Below are 17,811 nucleotides of genomic sequence, written 5' to 3'. Positions count from 1 at the left end.
GGTCAGGACTCCTTGACGGCGATGGTCTCCACCGTGTTGGCGACGTGCTCGAACGCGTCCGCCGCCTCCTCAAGGACGTCCACGACCTGCTTGAGCTTGAGCACCTCGATGGCGTCGTACTGGCCGGAGAACAGGTGGGCGAGCAGCTTGCGGTGGATCTGGTCGGCCTGGTTCTCCAGCCGGTTGACCTCGATCCAGTACTCGGTGAGGTTGGACATGCTGCGCAGGTTCGGCATCGCTTCGGCGGTGAGCTCCGCGGCGCGCGCCAGCACCTCGATCTGCTGCTCGATGCCCTTCGGCAGGGTCTGGATGTCGTAGAGGACGACCAGGTCGACGGCCTCCTCCATGAAGTCCATGATGTCGTCCAGCGACGAGGCGAGGCTGTAGATGTCCTCGCGGTCGAAGGGCGTGATGAAGGAGGAGTTCAGCTGGTGGAAGACGGCATGGGTGGTGTCGTCCCCGGCGTGCTCGGCGGCGCGCATGCGCTCGACGATCTCCGCGCGGGCCGAGACGTCTGATCCCAGCAGTTCCAGCAGGAGCTTCGATCCGACGACGAGGTTCTCCGCGGCGGCGGCGAACATGTCGTAGAAACTCGTCTCCTTCGGGGTCAGGCTAAAACGCACGGAAATCTCCGATGTGCGGGGTAGGGACTGAACGATGCTAGGTGCAACCGAGCGCGATCGCGCAAACGGGGTGGTGACCAGGGAGGCGGAACCTCCCCTTCCGTTCGGCTGCCGAACCGGCCGACCCGGACCGCACGGCCATGGGCGGACGTGATTCCCCAGTCTGACGGAACCCCGCCCCGATTGCCCCCGGCCTGCGTGTGCGGGACCGGGGCGCCGCTCAGACGGGTGAACCCCGCGCCGACCCCCCACCAGGCCGTTCGGCACATGCCGGGTGGGCCGTCGGAACACCACGGAGGGCCCCGGTGTTGGACACTGGTGGCCGACGCAGCCACCAGGCACTCAGACGAAGGCGGGCCGATGACCACGACGCAAGCGCGCACCGAGCCGGACCACGCGTCCGGCACCGACCCGCACGCCGGCACCCCCACCACCGCCGCGGCGCACGGGAACGGGCACGGCCCGCACGGCTACAGCGCGCAGAAGGACGCCCACCTCAAGCGGCTGCGCCGGATCGAGGGCCAGATCCGCGGTCTCCAGCGGATGGTCGACGAGGACGTCTACTGCATCGACGTGCTCACCCAGGTCTCGGCCAGCACCAAGGCGCTGCAGTCCTTCGCGCTCTCCCTGTTGGAGGAGCACCTGCGGCACTGCGTCGCCGCGGCCGCCGAACAGGGCGGCGTCGAACTGGACGCCAAGGTGGCGGAGGCCTCGGCCGCGATCGGCCGGCTGCTGCGCAGCTGAGCCCGGCCCCGCACGGCCGGCCCGGGCAGCGGCCGTCAGCCGTCGCCCTCCCGCTCGGTCCGGGCCGGGTCCACCCGGTCCAGCAGCACCTCGTCGATCCGCTCGGTCGGCAGCCGCTCACCGGTGCTGGCCGTCGCGGCGATCATCAGCTCGCCGGCCAGCTCGATCTCGTCGAGGGCCGCGTCGTCGTGACCGCCACTGCGGCCGCCCGTGGACGACACCACCTGCACCACCCCTTCAGTGCCTCGCCAGCCCGGGCGGCAGCCACCCGGCGTCCAGCCTAGGCACTCCGGGGCCCGTCCACATGGCACGGACGGGCCATCTCGGCGCCGCCGAAACGGGTGGCCGTCGCTCCCCGCGCGGCCACCCGCCCCGGCGGCCTACTTCGGGCTCTCCGAGGGCTTCATCTGGTAGATGTCCGAGGCCGGCGGCTCGGCCGCCTCGACCGGCTTGCCGAAGTCCGAGAGCGAGGTGGTGGAGGTGACCTTCACCTGGTCCTTGGCCTCCTTCGACCCGGCCACCCCGGCGAAGGTGAACACCTCGACCACCTTGTGCAGCCGGCCATGGTCGTCCAGCCAGGCGTCGTACGGGACCTCCTTGACGGTGAAGGTCTGCCCGCCCGTCCGCAGGCCGTCCCCGCCCCGGCCGCCGGTGGCGTCGGCGGCCTTGGCCAGGTCCAGGGTGCCCCGGTAGTGGTGCAGCGGCACGCCGTCCACGGTCTCCGTGCCCACCAGGTCGGCCTTCTGCACCCCGCGCAGCGCACCCGCCGCCGAGGCCGGGTCGGTGGCGCCGCTGCTGACCAGGTTGCCGTCCGGCAGCTGGCGCACGTCCAGCTTGACCCACTTGCCCTCGGGCACCTTGGCCCCGCTGTTCTGCAGGTAGACCGTGCCCGGCAGGACCACCTCGACGATCTTCCCGGTGGTGGCCGCGCCCGGAGGCACCTGGACCTCCAGCCGGCCGATCCGCTTCACGTAGTCGTAGCCGCCGCTCCCGCTGAACGAGGCCTTCTTGTCGGCGGACTCGGTGACCAGCTCGGTGGCGGCGTGCGCGGAGCCGGTGCGGCCGGTGATGTCGGCGGCGTTGCGCACCGCCGTCACCGGGTCCGCGGCCAGGTGGTCGGCGGCGGCCGACTGCTGGTCGGACGAGCCGCCGCCGGAGCGGCCCGAGCAGCCGGCGGCTCCCGCGGCCAGGGCGGCGGCGAGCAGGGCGGCCCCGGCCGCCGAGCGCAGGTGCGGCCGCGGACGGCGCGCTGGCCGCCCGGTTCGCTGCTGGTCGGTCATCTTCATCCTCGCGACAACCCCCTCGGGCCCGACTGCCCCGCCGGACACCCCCGGGTGGGCAGAGCTCTTTCCGGGCAAACGAGTTGGGCCGCGAAGGGTTACGGGAAGCGGGCGGACCCGGGCGTCGCGCCCCGGCCGTCCGACGCGTTACGGTGAACCACGTGCACAGTGAGCTGCCGGCCGTCCCCGGCACCACCCCGATGCCCGAGCACCGCGTCGCGGTCAGCGAACGCGGTTCCTTCGCCTTCGCGGCCTGCAGCTGCGGCTGGTACTCCGCCGCCCGCCGCTCCCGCGACCTGGCCCGCCGAGAGGCGGCCGACCACACCGCCGGGTACGGCAGCGAGCCCGCGGACTAGTCGGGCCGTACCTTCCGGATCACGCCGGGGTCAGGCCGCGAGGTCGGACTCCGGCGGCTGCTCCTCGGAGCGCACCGCCCCGCGCCCGCGCCGACGGCCGCGCTGGGCCGAGCCCCGGGCCGTACCGCCGCGCTCCGGCGCCCGGATCAGCGGCGCGACCGCCGTCCGGCCCAACGCGTGGCAGAACGGGACCAGCACCGCCATCGCGATCGGCGCCAGCAGCAGCACCACGGCGACGGCGAGGGCGTAGCCGCCGATCACGTCGGTCGGGTAGTGGACGCCCATGAACATCCGGCAGAAGCCCTGCAGCAGCGCCAGGCCGCCGGCGATCCAGCCCAACTTCCGGTTCACCAGGAACAGTGAGACCGCGACGGCCATCGTCATGGTCGAGTGGTCGCTGACGAAGGAGTGGGTGCCGGCCTTGCCGTCCACCAGCACCAGCAGTCCCGGGTGGTCGACGAAGGGCCGGGGACGGTCCACGATCGCGGCGATCGGCAGGTTGGCCAGCTCGGCGACGGCCACCGAGAGCGGCACCCAGAGCAGCCCGGCGATCGCCACCGGAGCGTCCGGGCGGCGCCTGGCCTGCAGCCAGCCCACCAGCCCGAGCATCGCCAGGCCGATCAGGATGCCGTACTCGCCGATCCACGAGACCAGGTGGTCCAGCCACTGCGGGGAGCTCTTGGCCAGGCCGTTCACGGCGTAGAGCAGGCCGAGGTCGGGGTTGGTCGTGTCGGCAAGCGGCGTCGACACGCCGTACCTCCTTCTGGTCCGCTGCACCTGTGCGTTCCCGCCGGGGCCCGCCCCGCGCGGAACGCTGACGAGGGGCCACCGGACCCAACGTCATCGCCGGGACACAGCGTTCCACGGAAACGCGGGGTTATGGAAACTTGACTCAGCGTCCACAGCCCGCACACAGATCGACGGACGACTCGGCCGGTCCCACCGGTTCCATCCGTGCGGTGACGGCCGGCAGGGCCTTCACGGCCGGCCCACCGCCGTCGGCGCGGGCGGGGCGGCGGCCGCGGGGCGGCCGGTGGCGGCCGGGGTGGTCGGTGCCGTGGTGCCGGGGCGGCTCGGGGGCTGGACCGCGCCGTTGCCGTTGTTGTCGCGGGTGGGCAGCGCCTGGGCACCGTCCGAGGTCACCCGGGTCGCCCCGATGTACTCCCTGGTGTCGATCTTGTCGTAGCGGATCACCGCCCCGGTGTGGGGTGCGTTGATCATGTAGCCGCCGCCGACGTAGATCCCCACGTGGTGGATGCTCCGCGGATCGCTCAGGTCCGTCGCGAAGAACACCAGGTCCCCCGGCCGCAGCTGATCGCGCGACGGGTGCGGCCCGGCGTACCACTGGTCGTTGGCCACCCGCGGCAGCTCGATGCCCACGGTGGCGAACGCCGCCTTGGTGAGCCCGGAGCAGTCGAACTGCCCGTTCTGCGAGGACAGGCCCTCACCGCCCCACAGGTACGGCGTGCCGAGCTTGGTCTGGGCGAAGTAGATCGCGCCGGCCGACTGCGCGGACACCTCCACCGGCGCGGTCGGCGCGGTGAAACTGCGGGCCATCGCCTGGATGTTCCGCACGTAGCCCTGGGTTTCCTTGTACGGCGGGATGCCCCCGTTCTTCGTCACCGCGTACGGGCCGGCGTTGTAGGCGGCCAGCAGGTTCGCCTGCGGGTCACCCGGCACCCCCGAGACGTCCTTGGCCAGCGCGCAGTCGTACACCGCCGCCGTGGCGATCGCGTCGTACGGGTTCCAGACGTCCTTCTTGCCGTCCCCGTCCCCGTCCGTGGCGTACACCGGCCAGGTCCCCGGCATGAACTGCGCCATTCCCTGCGCTCCGACCGGGGATTGGGCCCTCGGATCGAAACCGCTTTCCTGGTACAGCTGCGCGGCGAGCATCGGCGGGGAGATCTCCGGGCAGAGCGATCCCCACTTCTGGAAGGTGTCCTGATAGGCCGCCGGGACCGTTCCGGGAGAGAGCGCGGAGCGATTGGCCGACTGCTGCGGCGTCCCACTTGCCGCATATGTCCCCATCGTCACCAGGCCGAGGAATCCGAACGCGACAACTCCCGCCGCAGCGGCGGCCGTACCGGCCTTCCGGAGTACCATCAGCACCATCCCGACGAATCGTCAGTCGAAGTGTCCCGGAAGGCGTTGCTCACCGCAATCATCAGAGATACAAAGAGTGAGCGCTATCCTTCGTACGGTGGACATCCTCGCGTACGTGTCCGATGCCTCACGACCAATCCGCGAGAAGTAGCCAAGTCGACATCAGATCTGGCCAAGAATAGGCACCGACCCTTCGCGCGGGCGGGGTCAGGGCCCTTGAATTTGCCTGATCGGGCGGTGAGATGGAAATGAACCTGAGCAGCGTGCACACCTATGCGGTCGGCCACCTGGCCGAGGACCCCCCCAAGAAGCCGAGCATCGACACGATCATCGGCGGGATCGCCCCCGACTGGGGCCCGTTCGCGACCCTCGGGTCGGAGGCCCGGGTGATGGTCGAGGTCATCATGGCCCTCGCCATCATCCTCTGCCTCGGCATCGCGGCCTGGGGCGCGGCCAAACAGCGGATCGGCGCGACCGCGATGCGCGACAGCTTCGGCGCCGAACAGGGCAAGGGACTGATCATCGCCGGGCTGACCGGCGTGTTCATCATCGGATCACTCGGCACTCTGTTCACCATTGTCTACGGCATGGCGATCTGACGATAGGACAGCAGTGATCCGGCCCGACTGAGGGCAGGTTCCCCGCCCGGACCCCACCAGTGGCCGACCAGCCAGGACCCCACCCCCGTTCCCACCCTCCGTCCGCGCCCGCCCCGGGGCGGAGGGCCCCCGGAGCCGCCCCGGCTCCCCGCACCAGGAGGGCCGCCGTGCCGTTGTCCGACGACCAGCCGCACACCCGTACGCGGCTGCCGGTCGACGAACAGCCCTCCACGCCGGCGACCCTCCGTCAGTCCCGGCCGCTGCGAACCCTGCTGACCGTCCTCGTGGTCGTCACCCTGCTCGTCGTCGCCATCTCCATCGCCAACCGCGGCAAGCCCGCCGCCGGCGGCGGCAGCTCCTCCGACCACGCCGCCCCCGGCGCCGCCTCCGGCGCCGGCCCGGCCCCCAGCGGCGACCAGCCCGTCGGCACCACCGTCAACGGCATCGCCTCCGGCTTCCCGCACAGCGACCAGGGCGCCCAGTCCGCCGCCGCCAACTACTCTGTGGCCATCGGCTCCGCGGACATGTTCCGCACCGACAGCCGCCACACCATCATCGCCACCATCGCCGACCCGGGAGCGGCGGGGGCGCTGCAGAGCCGGCTGGACCAGGGCTTCTCGCCGGAGACAGCGGCCCGGTTCGGTGTGGACGCACAGGGGCGGGCCCCCAAGGGGTTGACCTTCGTCAGCCGGACCATTCCGGTCGGCACCAGGAGCAACGGTTACACCGCGGAGAGCGTCAAGGTCGACGTCTGGTGCAACGGCCTGTTCGGACTGGCTGGCGAGCGGTCGACCAAGCCGGTCTCCGAGGAGTGGTTCACGCTCAGCCTCAGTCTGCGGTGGACCGGAACGGATTGGAAGCTCACCGACTTCAGCCGAGTGGCGGGCCCGGCTCCTGTCCCGCCGGACCAGCAAGCCGCGACCGCGGAGGAGATCACTGGTGCCGTCGAGCAGTTCGGAGGCTTCCGCTATGCCCGCTGACGGCAACACTGGCCTGGTCCGCAGGGTCATCGGCCGTGTGACCGGGACGGCGCTGTTCGGCGTCCTCTCGGTCGTGTTGGCGGCCAATCGCGCGATGGCGGAACCGTCGCCGACCCCCAGCGCCGGGGTCACTAACACGGCGTGTCCAGGAGTTCCGCTTCCCGGGAACGACGTGTACTGCGCTCCGCCCGGCGGAGGGCTCCCCGGCGGCGGCACCGTCGGCACCGTGACCGACCCGCTCGGGTCGCTCGCCAAGGGCTGTGCCCAGGCGGCGGCCTGGGTGGTGCGGAAGCTGTCCGGGGCGATCGACGGGACGACGGCGGTGGACTTCACCAACCAGTCGTTCCTGCAGCAGTACGCCGTCGTGTTCGCGGTGTCGACGGTGATCACGCTGGTGCTGTGGCTGCTGGCGGTGACCAAGCGGGCGGTGCGGGGGGCGCCGTTGACGACGGCGATCTCGGAGGCGGTGGGCTTCCTGTGGCTGACCGTGGTGGCCTCCGCGTTCACGCCGCTGATCCTGTTCACCGTGGTGAGCGTGACGGACGGGCTGACGAAGGCGATCGCGGTCGGGACGAAGTCGGACACCGGGACGTACCTGAGCGGCTTCGCGGACACCCTGGAGAAGGGGGACGTCGGCGGCGGCCCACTGATACTGGTGATCGTGTCGCTGGTGGCGGTGCTGGCGGCGGCGGTGCTCTGGATCGAGCTGGTGATCCGGGCGGCGATGCTGTACGTGGGGGCGCTGCTGGGGACGGCGGTGTACGCGGGGCTGGTGGACCGGCAGTTGTGGAAGCACGTGCGCCGGTGGGCCGGGATGATGCTGGCGGTGGACCTGGCGAAGCCGATCATCGTGATCATCCTGGGTCTGGCGGGCGCGGTGGCGACCGGGGCCGGGGCCAACGACGACTTCGCCCGGGTGCTGTCCGGGCTGGCGATCCTGTTCCTGTCGATCTTCGCGAGCGCCGCGGTGTACCGCTTCGTGCCGACCTTCGGTGACGAGATGCTGAACATGCGCCGGGCCCGGGCCAGCGCGGTGCAGGCCGGTTCGGCGATGATCAACGGCACCGCGAACCTGATGAAGCAGGGCATCAGCACCCACGGCGACCGCGGTCCGCAGGCGGCCGGCGGGGGTGGCGGGGCGGGTGGGGGCTCGGTCGCGCCCGGCATCGCCGCGCACGCCGGCCGGACGCCGGCTCCACCGCCGCAGGCCGGACCGCCGCAGGCCCCGGTTCCGATCCGCGACAGCAATCCAGCGAAGGGAGGGTGACGGGTAAGTGAGCAGTGAACCGCTCGGCCAGTACGGGGCCCAGTACGCCCAGCCGTACGTGCACCAGCGCCGCACCTACCTGATCGGCAAGGCCCGCCCGAACGCGCCGATCGGCCGGAACCGGGAGTCCGGCGAGATCCTGCTGATCATCTTCGGGGCGTTCGTCGGGATGCTCTGGGGCCTGCTGATGCCGGTCCTGCCGCTGCGGATCGCCGGTCTGCTCGGCCTGCCCCTGCTGGCCATCGCGGCGGTCTACGTGCCGTACCGCAAGCGGACGTTCTACAAGTGGGTGGAGATCAACCGCACCTACCGCCGGACGGTCCGCAGCGGGCGCGGGGTGTGGCGCTCGGACGCGATGGACGCGGGCACCCGGATGGACGGCCGCGAGGTGGAGATCGGCCCGCCGCCCGGGGTGGGGCGGCTGCGCTGGCTGACCGCGCCGTTCGGGCCGGACGAGGTCGGGGTGCTGATGCACCTGGAGCGGCGGACGGTGACGGCCGCGATCGAGATCGAGGGCCCGGGCGTCGGGCTGCGCGACTCGGAGGACCAGGAGGCGCTGGTCGACCGCTTCGGCACGCTGCTGAAGCACGTCGCCAACGGGGACGGGTTCGTGACCCGGCTGCAGATCCTGGCCCGCACGCTGCCGGCCGACCCGGACGCGCACGCCAAGGACGTGGAGCGGCGCGGCGACCGCGACGCGCCGCGCTGGCTGCAGGAGTCGTACGACCAGCTGCAGTCGATGGTGTCGACCTCCTCGGAGCAGCACCGGGCGTACCTGGTGGCCTGCATGCACTACACCCGCGACCTGGCCGCCGAGGCGCACGCGATGGGCCGCAGCGCCTACGAGAAGCGTGCCGCCGGCGGTCCGTCCCGGGACGACGACGGGCTGGCGGCCGTGATGGCACGCGAGCTGACCGACATCTGCGCCCGGCTGGCCGAGGCGGACATCCGGGTGCGCCAGCCGCTGGGCCAGGCCCGGCTGTCCTCGCTGCTGCACTCGATGTACGACCCGGACCACCCGATCGACCACATCCAGGCGATGTCCCGGCGCAACGCCTGGCCGGCCGAGCTGGACGCGACCCACCCGCAGTACCTGACGGCGAAGACCCGCGAGTCGGCGACCCGGGAGCCGTGGTGCCACGCGACCGCGTGGATCAAGGAGTGGCCGCTGACCCCGGTGGGCGTCAACTTCCTGGCGCCGCTGCTGGTGCACACCCCGGACGTGATCCGGACGGTCGCGGTGACGATGGACCTGGAGCCCACCGACGTCGCGATCGAGCGGATGCTGACCGAGAAGACCAACGACGAGGCGGAGGCCAGCCGCGCGGCCAAGATGAACCGCACGGTCGACCCGCGCGACCTGGCCCACACCGGGCGGGTGGACCAGCGCGGTGACGACCTGGCCTCCGGCGCGGCCGGGGTGAACCTGGTCGGCTACATCACGGTCTCCTCGCGCAACCCCGAGGCGCTGGCCCGCGACAAGCGGACCATCCGGGCGTCGGCCGGCAAGAGCTACCTGAAGCTGGAGTGGTGCGACCGCGAGCACCACCGGGCCTTCGTCAACACCCTGCCGTTCGCCACCGGCATCCGCCGCTGACCGCCGCGCCCGTCCACCCACCGCACCCGTCCACCCCCCACCGCTGGCACCAGGAGGCCGCCCATGGCGCTCGGCAACCTCACCGACGCGTTCACCAGCCTGTTGTTCGGCAAGGTGGAGACCACCCGGCTGCCGGTGCGCACCTCGACCGGCCAGGCGCAGGCGGTCTACCTGCCGACGGCCGCACCGGGGCTGGGCGACTCGGGCGTGATCATCGGGCGGGAGGTGTACAGCGGCAAGGGCTATGTCTACGACCCCTTCCAGCTGTACGGGCAGCAGCTGCCCGCCCCGCACTGGCTGGTGCTGGGGGAGTCCGGCAACGGCAAGTCGGCGCTGGAGAAGACGTACGTGCTGCGGCAGTTGAGGTTCCGCGACCGGCAGGTCGTGGTGCTCGACGCGCAGGGCGAGGACGGCGTCGGCGAGTGGAACCTGATCGCCGACGCGCTGGGCATAAAGCCGATCCGGCTGGACCCGATGGCGGCCCGGGACGGCGGGGTGAAGCTCAACCCGCTGGACCCGGCGATCACCCAGACCGGTCAGCTGTCGCTGCTGCGCACCATCATCGAGGTGGCGATGGGGCGGGGCCTGGAGGAGCGGGCGGGCTTCGCGCTGAAGGCGGCGCACGCCCACGTGGTGGCCTCGGTGAAAGACCGTCAGCCGGTGCTGGACGACATCATCGACACCCTGCGCAATCCCGAGCTGTCCTCGGTGGAGTCGCTGGGCGTGGCGGTGGACGAGGTGCAGTCCTGGGGCCTGGACGTGGCGCTGGTGCTGGACCGACTGGTCGACGGTGACCTGCGCGGCATGTTCGACGGCCCGACCACCGACGGGATCGACCTGGACGCGCCGCTGATCGTCTTCGACCTCTCGCACATCGACCGCAACTCGATCGCGATGCCGATCCTGATGGCGATCGTCGGGGTGTGGCTGGAGCACACCTGGATCCGGCCGGACCGGAAGAAGCGCATCTTCCTGGTCGAGGAGGCCTGGCACATCATCAACAGCCCGTTCGTGGCACAGCTGTTCCAGCGGCTGCTGAAGTTCGGCCGACGGCTCGGGCTCTCGTTCGTGGCGGTGGTGCACCACCTGTCGGACGTGGTGGACGGTGCGGCCGCCAAGGAGGCCTCGGCGATCCTGAAGATGGCCTCCACCCGGACGATCTACATGCAGAAGGCCGAGGAGGCGCGGGCCACCGGCCGGGTGCTGGGCCTGCCGCGCTGGGCGGTGGAGATCATTCCGACCCTGTCGCCGGGCATCGCGGTGTGGGACGTCAACGGCAACGTCCAGGTGGTGAAGCACATCATCACCGACACCGAACGGCCGCTGGTCTACACCGACCGCGCGATGACCGAGGACGCGGTGGCCGAACGGACGCGGGCAGAGCGGCAGTTGGCGGCGGAGCCGGGGGTCTGACCGTCCGTCGTCAGCCTGGCCGGCCGGTCGTACGCAGGCTGCCCGTCCCGGCTCTGCCGCGATGGTTCGTCAGCAGGTAATCCTCTCGTTACGTTCGACGTCCTGACAGCTACGCGCGTTGACCCTAGGCTGCACTCGCGCAACTCATCGCCCACGCCCGGTTCCTCCGCCGCCGCGTGGTCCTCCAAGGTGCAGGGGTTCCCTCATGCTCACCGTCAGATCCCGACGGGCGGCGTTCGCCGTCGTCGCCGCCGCAGGTCTGTTCGGCACGGTGGTCGTGCCGACGGCCGCTCAGGCCGCCGACGCCAACGCCAAGCGTCACAAGACCGTCAACCTCCAGCTGCTGGCGATCAACGACTTCCACGGCAACCTGGAGCCCCCGGCCGGCTCCTCCGGCACGATCAAGGAGGTCGACCCGGCCACCGGTCGGGTGGTCTCGACCCCGGCCGGCGGCATCGAGTACCTGGCCACCGAACTGCGCAAGGCGCGGATCCCGGCCGACGACTCGATCACCGTCGCGGCCGGCGACATCGTCGGCGCCAGCCCCCTCACCTCGGCGCTGTTCCACGACGAACCGACCATCGAGGCGATGGACAAGCTCGGCCTGGACGTCACCTCGGTCGGCAACCACGAGTTCGACCAGGGCGCTGCGGAGCTGCTGCGCAAGCAGGAGGGCGGCTGCCACCCGACCGACGGCTGCTACGAGCCGGGCCGCACCTTCAAGGGCGCCAACTTCAACTACCTGTCGGCCAACGTCACCGACGAGAAGACCGGCAGGACCCTGCTGCCGCCGTACTGGGTGACCAAGTCCCAGGGCGTGAAGATCGGCTTCATCGGCGTCACCCTGGAGGGCACGCCGAACATCGTGACCGCCGAGGGCATCAAGGGCCTGAAGTTCGCCAACGAGGTCACCACGATCAACAAGTACGCCGCCGAGCTGAAGGCCAAGGGCGTCAACTCGATCGTCGCGCTGGTCCACGAGGGCGGCTACCCGGCCAGCAGCGTCTACAACTACGACTGCGGCCCGGCGGGCCAGGGCATCTCCGGCCCGATCGTCGACATCGCCAGGAACATCGACCCGGCCGTCGGCGCCATCGTCACCGGCCACACCCACAACGCGTACGCCTGCGAGATCCCCGACCCCAACGGCGTGCCGCGCTCGGTCACCAGTGCCGCCTCCTTCGGCCGGCTGTTCACCGAGATCGACATGAAGCTGGACAAGACCACCGGCGAGATCGTCCGCCCGTCGGTCAAGGCCGAGAACCACGTGGTGCGCCGCACGGTCCCCAAGGCCCCGGACATGACGGCGCTGATCGACCACTACTCCAAGCTGGCCGCCCCGATCGCCAACCGCCCGATCGGCTACATCTCCGCGGACATCAACGGCCGCGGCAGCAGCGACCTGGAGAAGCCGCTCGGCGACGTGATCGCCGACGCCCAGCTGGAGGGGCTCGCCCCGGCCGGCAAGGGCGGGGCGCAGGTCGCCTTCATGAACCCCGGGGGACTGCGCTCCGACCTGGTGTACAAGGCCTCCGGCAGTGAGGGCGACGGCGTGGTGACCTACGGCGAGGCGTTCACCGCCCAGCCGTTCACCAACATGATGCAGGTCAAGACGCTGACCGGCGCACAGCTGGTCCAGCTGCTCCAGCAGCAGGTGAGCGGGCTCAACGACGCGGCGCCGAAGGTCCTCCAGGTGTCCTCGAACCTCCACTACACCCTGGACATGCGCAAGACCGGCGCGGACCGGGTGGTGCTCGACTCGATCCGGCTGAACGGCGCGCCGGTCGACCCGGCCGCCAGGTACCGGGTCGCGGCCAACGAGTTCCTGGCCGGCGGCGGCGACGGCTTCCCGGCCTTCGCGGCGGGCACCGACAAGCTCGTCGGCGCCTCCGACCTGGACGTCTTCACGGCCTACCTGGCGGCCCACAGCTCGGCGGCCTCGCCGCTGAAGCCGCCGGCGCAGGACCGGATCAAGGTCCTCGGCCCGGGCAGCGACATCGACTGACCGTGAGCCGACGATGAGGACGGGCGGGGCGCTGTCGGGGCGCCCCGCCCGTTCCGTTCTCCCCCGACCGTCACTCGGGGGCTACTCGGGGCCGGGGCCGCCCGGCAGTCGTACGGTGGCCAGCGCGCCGGGGCCGCCGTCCTCGGCCGGGCCGAGGGTGACCTCGCCGCCCGCCTCCCGCACGCTCTGTGCGACGATCGACAACCCCAGGCCTGAGCCGGGCAGTTGGCGCGAGGAGGGGGAGCGCCAGAACCGGTCGAAGACGTACTGCAGCTCGTCCGGCGGGATGCCGGGGCCGTGGTCGCGGACGGTCAACACGCCCTGCTGCAACCGGACCTCGATGGTGCCGCCGGGCGGGCTGTACTTGACCGCGTTGTCCAGCAGGTTGATCACGGCGCGCTCCAGGCCGGCCGCGTCGCCGTGGGTGTACCAGGGCTCGGTGCTCACCTCGAAGACCAGCCCGGGACCACGGAGCTTGGCGCGCTCGACGGCCCGGCCGGCGATCTCGTGCAGGGCGACCACGGTGAGGTTGGGACCGGCCTTCGGGGTGTCGGGGCGGGAGAGCTGGAGCAGGTCGCCGATCAGGACGGTGAGTTCCTGCATCTGCGCCTTCATGTTGCCGAGCAGCTTGGTCTTGGTCGCCGGGGGCAGCGGGCGGCCGGTGTCGTCACTGCGGATCAGCAGGTCGACGTTGGTGCGCAGGGAGGTGAGGGGCGTCCGCAGCTCGTGGCCGGCGTCCGCGATCAGCCGGGTCTGGCGCTCGCGGGAGTTGGCGAGGGCGGTGCTCATCGAGTTGAAGGAGGTGGACAGGCGGGCGATCTCGTCGTCGCCGCGCACCGGGATGGTGGTGCCGACCTCTTCGGTCCGGGCGATGTGCTCGACGGCGTCGGTGAGCCGGTCGACGGGCTTGAGGGAGGAGTGGGCGACCAGGCGGCCGGCGACGGCGGCGAGCAGGATGCCGCCGAGGGAGACGGCGCCGAGGAGGATGGCGAGGCCCTGGAGCGAGTCCTCGACGGACTGGGTGGGGGTCGCGACCATGACCAGCACCGGCCCGAGAGAGTGGCTCTGGGCCGCGGAGACGCGGACGACAGCAGGATCACCATTGGTGTAGGTGCCATCACGGATGATCGACTGACCGAGCTTGAGGCGGTACGCGTCGGTGTCGCTCGGCTTGAGCGTGATGGCTCGGGGCGTGCGCTCCGCGAAGCAGACCTGGCCGGTGTTCGCCAGGACGAACTGGACGTCCCTGAGCACGGGGCCGTTGCTCTCGGTCGGGGAGGACCCCTGTGCCGTCGGGGCTGCAGCAGGCGATGAGGCGCAGTACAACGTGGGTGGGATCCGCGGCTGCGGGGGAGCGTTGAGCAGATCCGTTCGGACCTGGCCGTACAGCTGCCTCTCCACGATGAACCAGCACGCCAGCGCCGACATCGCGATCGCCACCGCCACCGCCGCCGCGCTCAGGAAGGTGAGGCGGCCGCGCAGCGAGCGGGAGCGGTACCAGTGGACGATTCGCTCGCGCCGGCCCGGGGTGCGGGGCGGCGCCAGCGGCGGGGGCGGAACAGTACTCACGCGCCGGCGCCGGCGGCCGGGCGCAGGGCGTAGCCGACGCCGCGTACGGTCTGGATGAGGCGCGGCATGCCGCCCTGCTCGGTCTTACGGCGCAGGTACATCACGTACACGTCCAGGGAGTTGGAGGAGGGCTCGAAGTCGAAGCCCCAGACCGCCTTGAGGATCTGCTCCCGGGTGAGGACCTGCCGGGGGTGGGAGAGGAACATCTCCAGCAGCATGAACTCGGTGCGGGTGAGTTCGACCGGCTTGCCGCCGCGGGTGACCTCGCGGGTGGCGGTGTTCATCCGCAGGTCGCCGAAGGCGAGCACCTCGCTGTCGTCCTCGGCGGCGGCGCGGGCGGCGGCCTCGGCGGCGAGGGCGTTGCGGCGCAGCAGGGCGCGGACGCGGGCGAGGAGTTCGTCGAGTTCGAAGGGCTTGGCGAGGTAGTCGTCGGCGCCGACGTCGAGGCCGGTGACGCGGTCGCCGACGGCGTCGCGGGCGGTGAGCATCAGGACGGGGACGGTGTCGCCGCGGGAGCGCATCCGGCGGACGGCGGTGAGGCCGTCCATCCGGGGCATCATGATGTCCAGCAGGACGAGGTCGGGCTTGTCGCGTTCGACGGACTCCAGGGCCTCGTAGCCGTCGGTGGCGGTGGCGACCTCGTAGCCCTCGAAGGCGAGGCTGCTCTCCAGGGCGTCCCGGAGGGCGGGTTCGTCGTCGACCACGAGGAGCCGGGCGGAGGGGTGGCCGGCCTCGGCGGTGGTGCGGTCGTCGGCGGACGGGGTCATGGGCTGGTGCCCTTTCTCGTCGGGTGGAGGACCTGCTGGGAGCAATTGTCCGTCTCGCGGACGCTTACCGGCTCTCAGGGATTGTGGCTCACAGGCTCTGGCCGGCTTCGAGTTTCGGCAGGGCCTGCTTGATGTCGTTGATCGGGATGGCGAAGCCGAGGCCGACGCTGCCGGCCGTGCTGCTGCCGCCGCCGGCGGTGGAGCTGGCGCCGTTCGGGGCGTACATGGCCGAGTTGATGGCGATGACCTGGCCGTTGGCGTTGATCAGCGGGCCGCCGGAGTTGCCCGGGTTGAGGGCGGCGTCGGTCTGGAAGGCCTTGTAGGTGGTGGTGTCGGCACCGCTCTGCTGCTGCGGGATGCTGCCGCGCAGACCGGGCAGGTTGGGGAAGCCGAAGCCGCCGTTGCCGCTGGTGCTGCCCTCGTCGAGCTGGACGGTGACGTCGCGGTTCTCGGCGCTGATGATGCCGGAGGTGACGGTGCCGGTGAGGCCGTCGGGGTTGCCGATGGCGACGACTGGGTCGCCGACGGCCACGGTGGAGGAGTCGCCGAGGACGGCGGGGGAGAGGTTCTTGGCGCCGGTCGCGGTGATCACGGCGACGTCGAGCTTCTTGTCGGTGCCGGTGACGGTGGCGGGGGCGGTGGAGCCGTCCTTGAAGGTGACGGTGATCCGGCCGTTGCCGTCGGCCGCGGTGTCGATCACGTGGAAGTTGGTGAGGATCTGGCCGTTGTGGTTGAGGACGACGCCGGTGCCGGTGGCGGTGCCGTTGCCGCTCTTGACGGTGATCTGGACGACGCTGGGGGAGACGGCGGAGGCGATGGCGGGCACGTTGGCGGTGCCGTCGGTGCGGGCGGAGACCGGGCTGGCGATGGTGCCGACGCGGCTGTCGGAGGACTGCCGGTCGGCGGCGACGACCCCGCCGGTGACCCCGCCGATGACGGCGGCGATCGCGGCGACGGCGGTGACCAGGGCGAGCCGTCCGCGCAGCAGGCCGCGCCGGGCGCGGTTGCCGTGGCCGCCGGGGCCCTCGGACCCGGAAGGGTGGCCGAGCAGGGTGGGGGGCTCGGGCGGCATGGGCGGGGGAGGGGGTGGTCCGTCGAAGCTGCCGCCGGAGTGGTCCTCGCGGTACCCGTAGGCGGTGCGTGGGTCGGGGTTGCCGGCGCCGTGGCCGAGCACGGTGCCCTCGATGACGCGGGGCTGCTCGTACGGGCCGTACTGCTCGTCGGGGTGCTGCTGGTGTTCGCTCATGCCGACCAAGCTCCGCCCGGTGGATGAGGACCGGATGAGAAGCGGCTCAGAACGCCCCGAGAAGCGCGTTGGCTTCTCATAAAGCCTGGTCAGACCGCCTGCGGAGCGGAATCGGCGGTTCCGGTCCGGCCGCTCCGTCCGCTGCTCCGTTCGGTTACTCCGGCAGGGTCCGCCCGGGTGCGGCGCCGTCGCAGCCGCAGGAACGGCGGATGACCAGGCGGGACGGGAACTTGCGGACCCGTTCGGTGTCCGAGCCGGGCACCATCAGCGAGTCGTCCAGCACCAGGTCCACGGCGGCCCTAGCCATCGCGTCGCGGTCGGAGGCGACGGTGGTCAGCGGCGGGTCGGCGAGCGCGGCCTCGGGCACGTCGTCGAAGCCGGCCACCGCGAGGTCCTCGGGTACGCGCAGGCCGACCTCACGGGCGGCCCGCAGCACGCCGATGGCCTGGTCGTCGGTGGAGCAGAAGACCGCCCGCGGCCGGTCCGGCCTGCGCAGCAGGTCGAGCGCGACGTCGTACGCGCCGTAGCGGTGGAAGGGTGCGTCGATCAGGTGCGGTGCGGTGGGGACGCCGTGGGCGTCCATGGCGCGCTGCCAGCCCTCGACGTGGTCGATGACGGGGTCGCCGGGGGCGGGGGACTCCACCGGGCCGCCGAAGCAGGCCACGTACGGGTGCCCGTGCACCTCCAGCAGATGGCGGACGACGGCCTCGGCTCCGCCGACGTCGTCGGTGACCACCGCGACGTCGTCGATCGCCTCGGGGCGGCGGTGCAGCAGCACCACCTTCGCCCCCTCCATCGCGGCGAACTCCTCGGCGGCGCGCTGCGAGGGGCCCTGGCTGACCAGGATCAGGCCGGAGACCCGCATGCCGAGGAAGGCGCGGACGTAGTGGACCTCGCGGTCGTCGACGTAGTCGGAGTTGCCGATCAGCACGAGCTTGCCGCGCTCGGAGGCGGCCCGTTCGACGGCGTGGGCCATCTCGGCGAAGAAGGGCTGGCGGGCGTCCGGGACGACCATGCCGATCAGGTTGGTCCGCCGGGAGGCCATCGCCTGGGCGACGCTGTTCGGCCGGTAGCCGAGCTGCTCGATCGCCGCGAGGACCTTCTCCCGGGTCGCGGGCGCGACCGGGCGCGGCCCGTTGTTGATCACGTAGCTGACGACCGCGGTGGAGGTCCCAGCCAGTCGGGCTACATCGTCGCGCGTCACCTTGGCCACGGGGGGAGTCTACGCGTGTGGCCCCCGAGGCGGCAGTGGGACCTGGGGC

General features: G+C 71.6%; 17 protein-coding genes. 8 read left to right on the top strand and 9 right to left on the bottom strand.

Going from position 1 to position 17,811, the window contains the following annotated elements:
* Window positions 1-2: 2 nt before the first annotated feature.
* Complete coding sequence (locus BOQ63_RS21845; protein ID WP_030059626.1) at window positions 3-623, bottom strand: DUF47 domain-containing protein; 621 nt, start codon at window positions 621-623, stop codon at window positions 3-5.
* Between the two features lie 360 nt (window positions 624-983).
* On the opposite strand from BOQ63_RS21845, the gene BOQ63_RS21840 reads away from it, so the two are divergent.
* On the top strand, window positions 984-1,367 hold the full coding sequence (locus tag BOQ63_RS21840; RefSeq protein WP_030289033.1) for a metal-sensitive transcriptional regulator: 384 nt from the start codon (window positions 984-986) through the stop codon (window positions 1,365-1,367).
* A gap of 35 nt (window positions 1,368-1,402) precedes the next feature.
* On the opposite strand, the gene BOQ63_RS21835 is transcribed toward BOQ63_RS21840, so the two are convergent.
* Both BOQ63_RS21835 and BOQ63_RS21830 read right to left on the bottom strand, forming a co-directional pair.
* The gene (locus BOQ63_RS21835) at window positions 1,403-1,591 is read right to left on the bottom strand and encodes a hypothetical protein (RefSeq protein WP_106973824.1); all 189 of its coding nucleotides are present in this window, start codon (window positions 1,589-1,591) and stop codon (window positions 1,403-1,405) included.
* Between the two features lie 156 nt (window positions 1,592-1,747).
* Window positions 1,748-2,647, bottom strand: coding sequence for an SCO4651 family lipoprotein (locus BOQ63_RS21830; protein ID WP_046386925.1), 900 nt, complete (start codon window positions 2,645-2,647; stop codon window positions 1,748-1,750).
* Window positions 2,648-2,808: 161 nt separating this feature from the next.
* On the opposite strand from BOQ63_RS21830, the gene BOQ63_RS21825 reads away from it, so the two are divergent.
* Window positions 2,809-3,003, top strand: coding sequence for a hypothetical protein (locus BOQ63_RS21825; RefSeq protein ID WP_079183698.1), 195 nt, complete (start codon window positions 2,809-2,811; stop codon window positions 3,001-3,003).
* A gap of 30 nt (window positions 3,004-3,033) precedes the next feature.
* On the opposite strand, the gene BOQ63_RS21820 is transcribed toward BOQ63_RS21825, so the two are convergent.
* Both BOQ63_RS21820 and BOQ63_RS21815 read right to left on the bottom strand, forming a co-directional pair.
* Entirely contained in the window at window positions 3,034-3,753 is a 720-nt protein-coding gene (locus BOQ63_RS21820; protein WP_030289022.1) for a phosphatase PAP2 family protein, read from the bottom strand.
* A gap of 228 nt (window positions 3,754-3,981) precedes the next feature.
* A complete protein-coding gene (locus tag BOQ63_RS21815) occupies window positions 3,982-5,106 on the bottom strand; it encodes a C40 family peptidase (RefSeq protein ID WP_078657072.1) in 1,125 nt (374 codons plus the stop codon).
* A 248-nt stretch (window positions 5,107-5,354) separates the two neighbouring features.
* Between BOQ63_RS21815 and BOQ63_RS21810 the strand changes: the two genes are divergently transcribed.
* The 6 genes from BOQ63_RS21810 to BOQ63_RS21785 all read left to right on the top strand — a co-directional run bounded on the left by BOQ63_RS21810 (window position 5,355) and on the right by BOQ63_RS21785 (window position 12,967).
* Window positions 5,355-5,705 (top strand): DUF8827 family protein, encoded by a 351-nt coding sequence (locus BOQ63_RS21810; RefSeq protein WP_046386924.1) that lies wholly within the window; start codon window positions 5,355-5,357, stop codon window positions 5,703-5,705.
* A 167-nt stretch (window positions 5,706-5,872) separates the two neighbouring features.
* Window positions 5,873-6,685, top strand: coding sequence for a hypothetical protein (locus tag BOQ63_RS21805; protein WP_072654820.1), 813 nt, complete (start codon window positions 5,873-5,875; stop codon window positions 6,683-6,685).
* 226 nt (window positions 6,686-6,911) lie between these two features.
* Window positions 6,912-7,952, top strand: coding sequence for a hypothetical protein (locus BOQ63_RS21800; RefSeq protein WP_223886004.1), 1,041 nt, complete (start codon window positions 6,912-6,914; stop codon window positions 7,950-7,952).
* Between the two features lie 7 nt (window positions 7,953-7,959).
* Entirely contained in the window at window positions 7,960-9,549 is a 1,590-nt protein-coding gene (locus BOQ63_RS21795; RefSeq protein WP_046386508.1) for an SCO6880 family protein, read from the top strand.
* A gap of 63 nt (window positions 9,550-9,612) precedes the next feature.
* Window positions 9,613-10,962 carry an ATP-binding protein gene (locus BOQ63_RS21790; protein WP_072654819.1) on the top strand — a complete coding sequence of 450 codons (1,350 nt, stop codon included), beginning with the start codon at window positions 9,613-9,615 and terminating at the stop codon, window positions 10,960-10,962.
* 205 nt (window positions 10,963-11,167) lie between these two features.
* Window positions 11,168-12,967: a bifunctional metallophosphatase/5'-nucleotidase gene (locus tag BOQ63_RS21785; protein WP_051747185.1), complete on the top strand. Its 1,800-nt coding sequence runs from the start codon at window positions 11,168-11,170 to the stop codon at window positions 12,965-12,967.
* Between the two features lie 81 nt (window positions 12,968-13,048).
* Here the strand turns inward: BOQ63_RS21785 and BOQ63_RS21780 are convergent, their stop codons facing one another.
* From BOQ63_RS21780 to BOQ63_RS21765, 4 genes are all read right to left on the bottom strand, one after another.
* Window positions 13,049-14,536 carry a HAMP domain-containing sensor histidine kinase gene (locus BOQ63_RS21780; protein WP_223886003.1) on the bottom strand — a complete coding sequence of 496 codons (1,488 nt, stop codon included), beginning with the start codon at window positions 14,534-14,536 and terminating at the stop codon, window positions 13,049-13,051.
* Complete coding sequence (locus BOQ63_RS21775; protein ID WP_030289005.1) at window positions 14,533-15,303, bottom strand: response regulator transcription factor; 771 nt, start codon at window positions 15,301-15,303, stop codon at window positions 14,533-14,535. The genes BOQ63_RS21780 and BOQ63_RS21775 overlap by 4 nt, the downstream gene beginning before the upstream one ends.
* Window positions 15,304-15,391: 88 nt before the next feature.
* A complete protein-coding gene (locus BOQ63_RS21770) occupies window positions 15,392-16,549 on the bottom strand; it encodes a S1C family serine protease (RefSeq protein ID WP_051747184.1) in 1,158 nt (385 codons plus the stop codon).
* 154 nt (window positions 16,550-16,703) lie between these two features.
* Window positions 16,704-17,762, bottom strand: a complete 1,059-nt coding sequence (locus BOQ63_RS21765) for a LacI family DNA-binding transcriptional regulator (protein ID WP_030289000.1) — start codon at window positions 17,760-17,762, stop codon at window positions 16,704-16,706.
* Window positions 17,763-17,811: the final 49 nt, after the last annotated feature.

The sequence above is a fragment of the Streptomyces viridifaciens genome (genome assembly GCF_001888885.2).
GTDB lineage: Bacteria > Actinomycetota > Actinomycetes > Streptomycetales > Streptomycetaceae > Kitasatospora > Kitasatospora aureofaciens.
The sequence above is the reverse complement of the archived record's forward strand: the minus strand, read 5'-3'. Positions and strand labels throughout refer to the sequence as shown.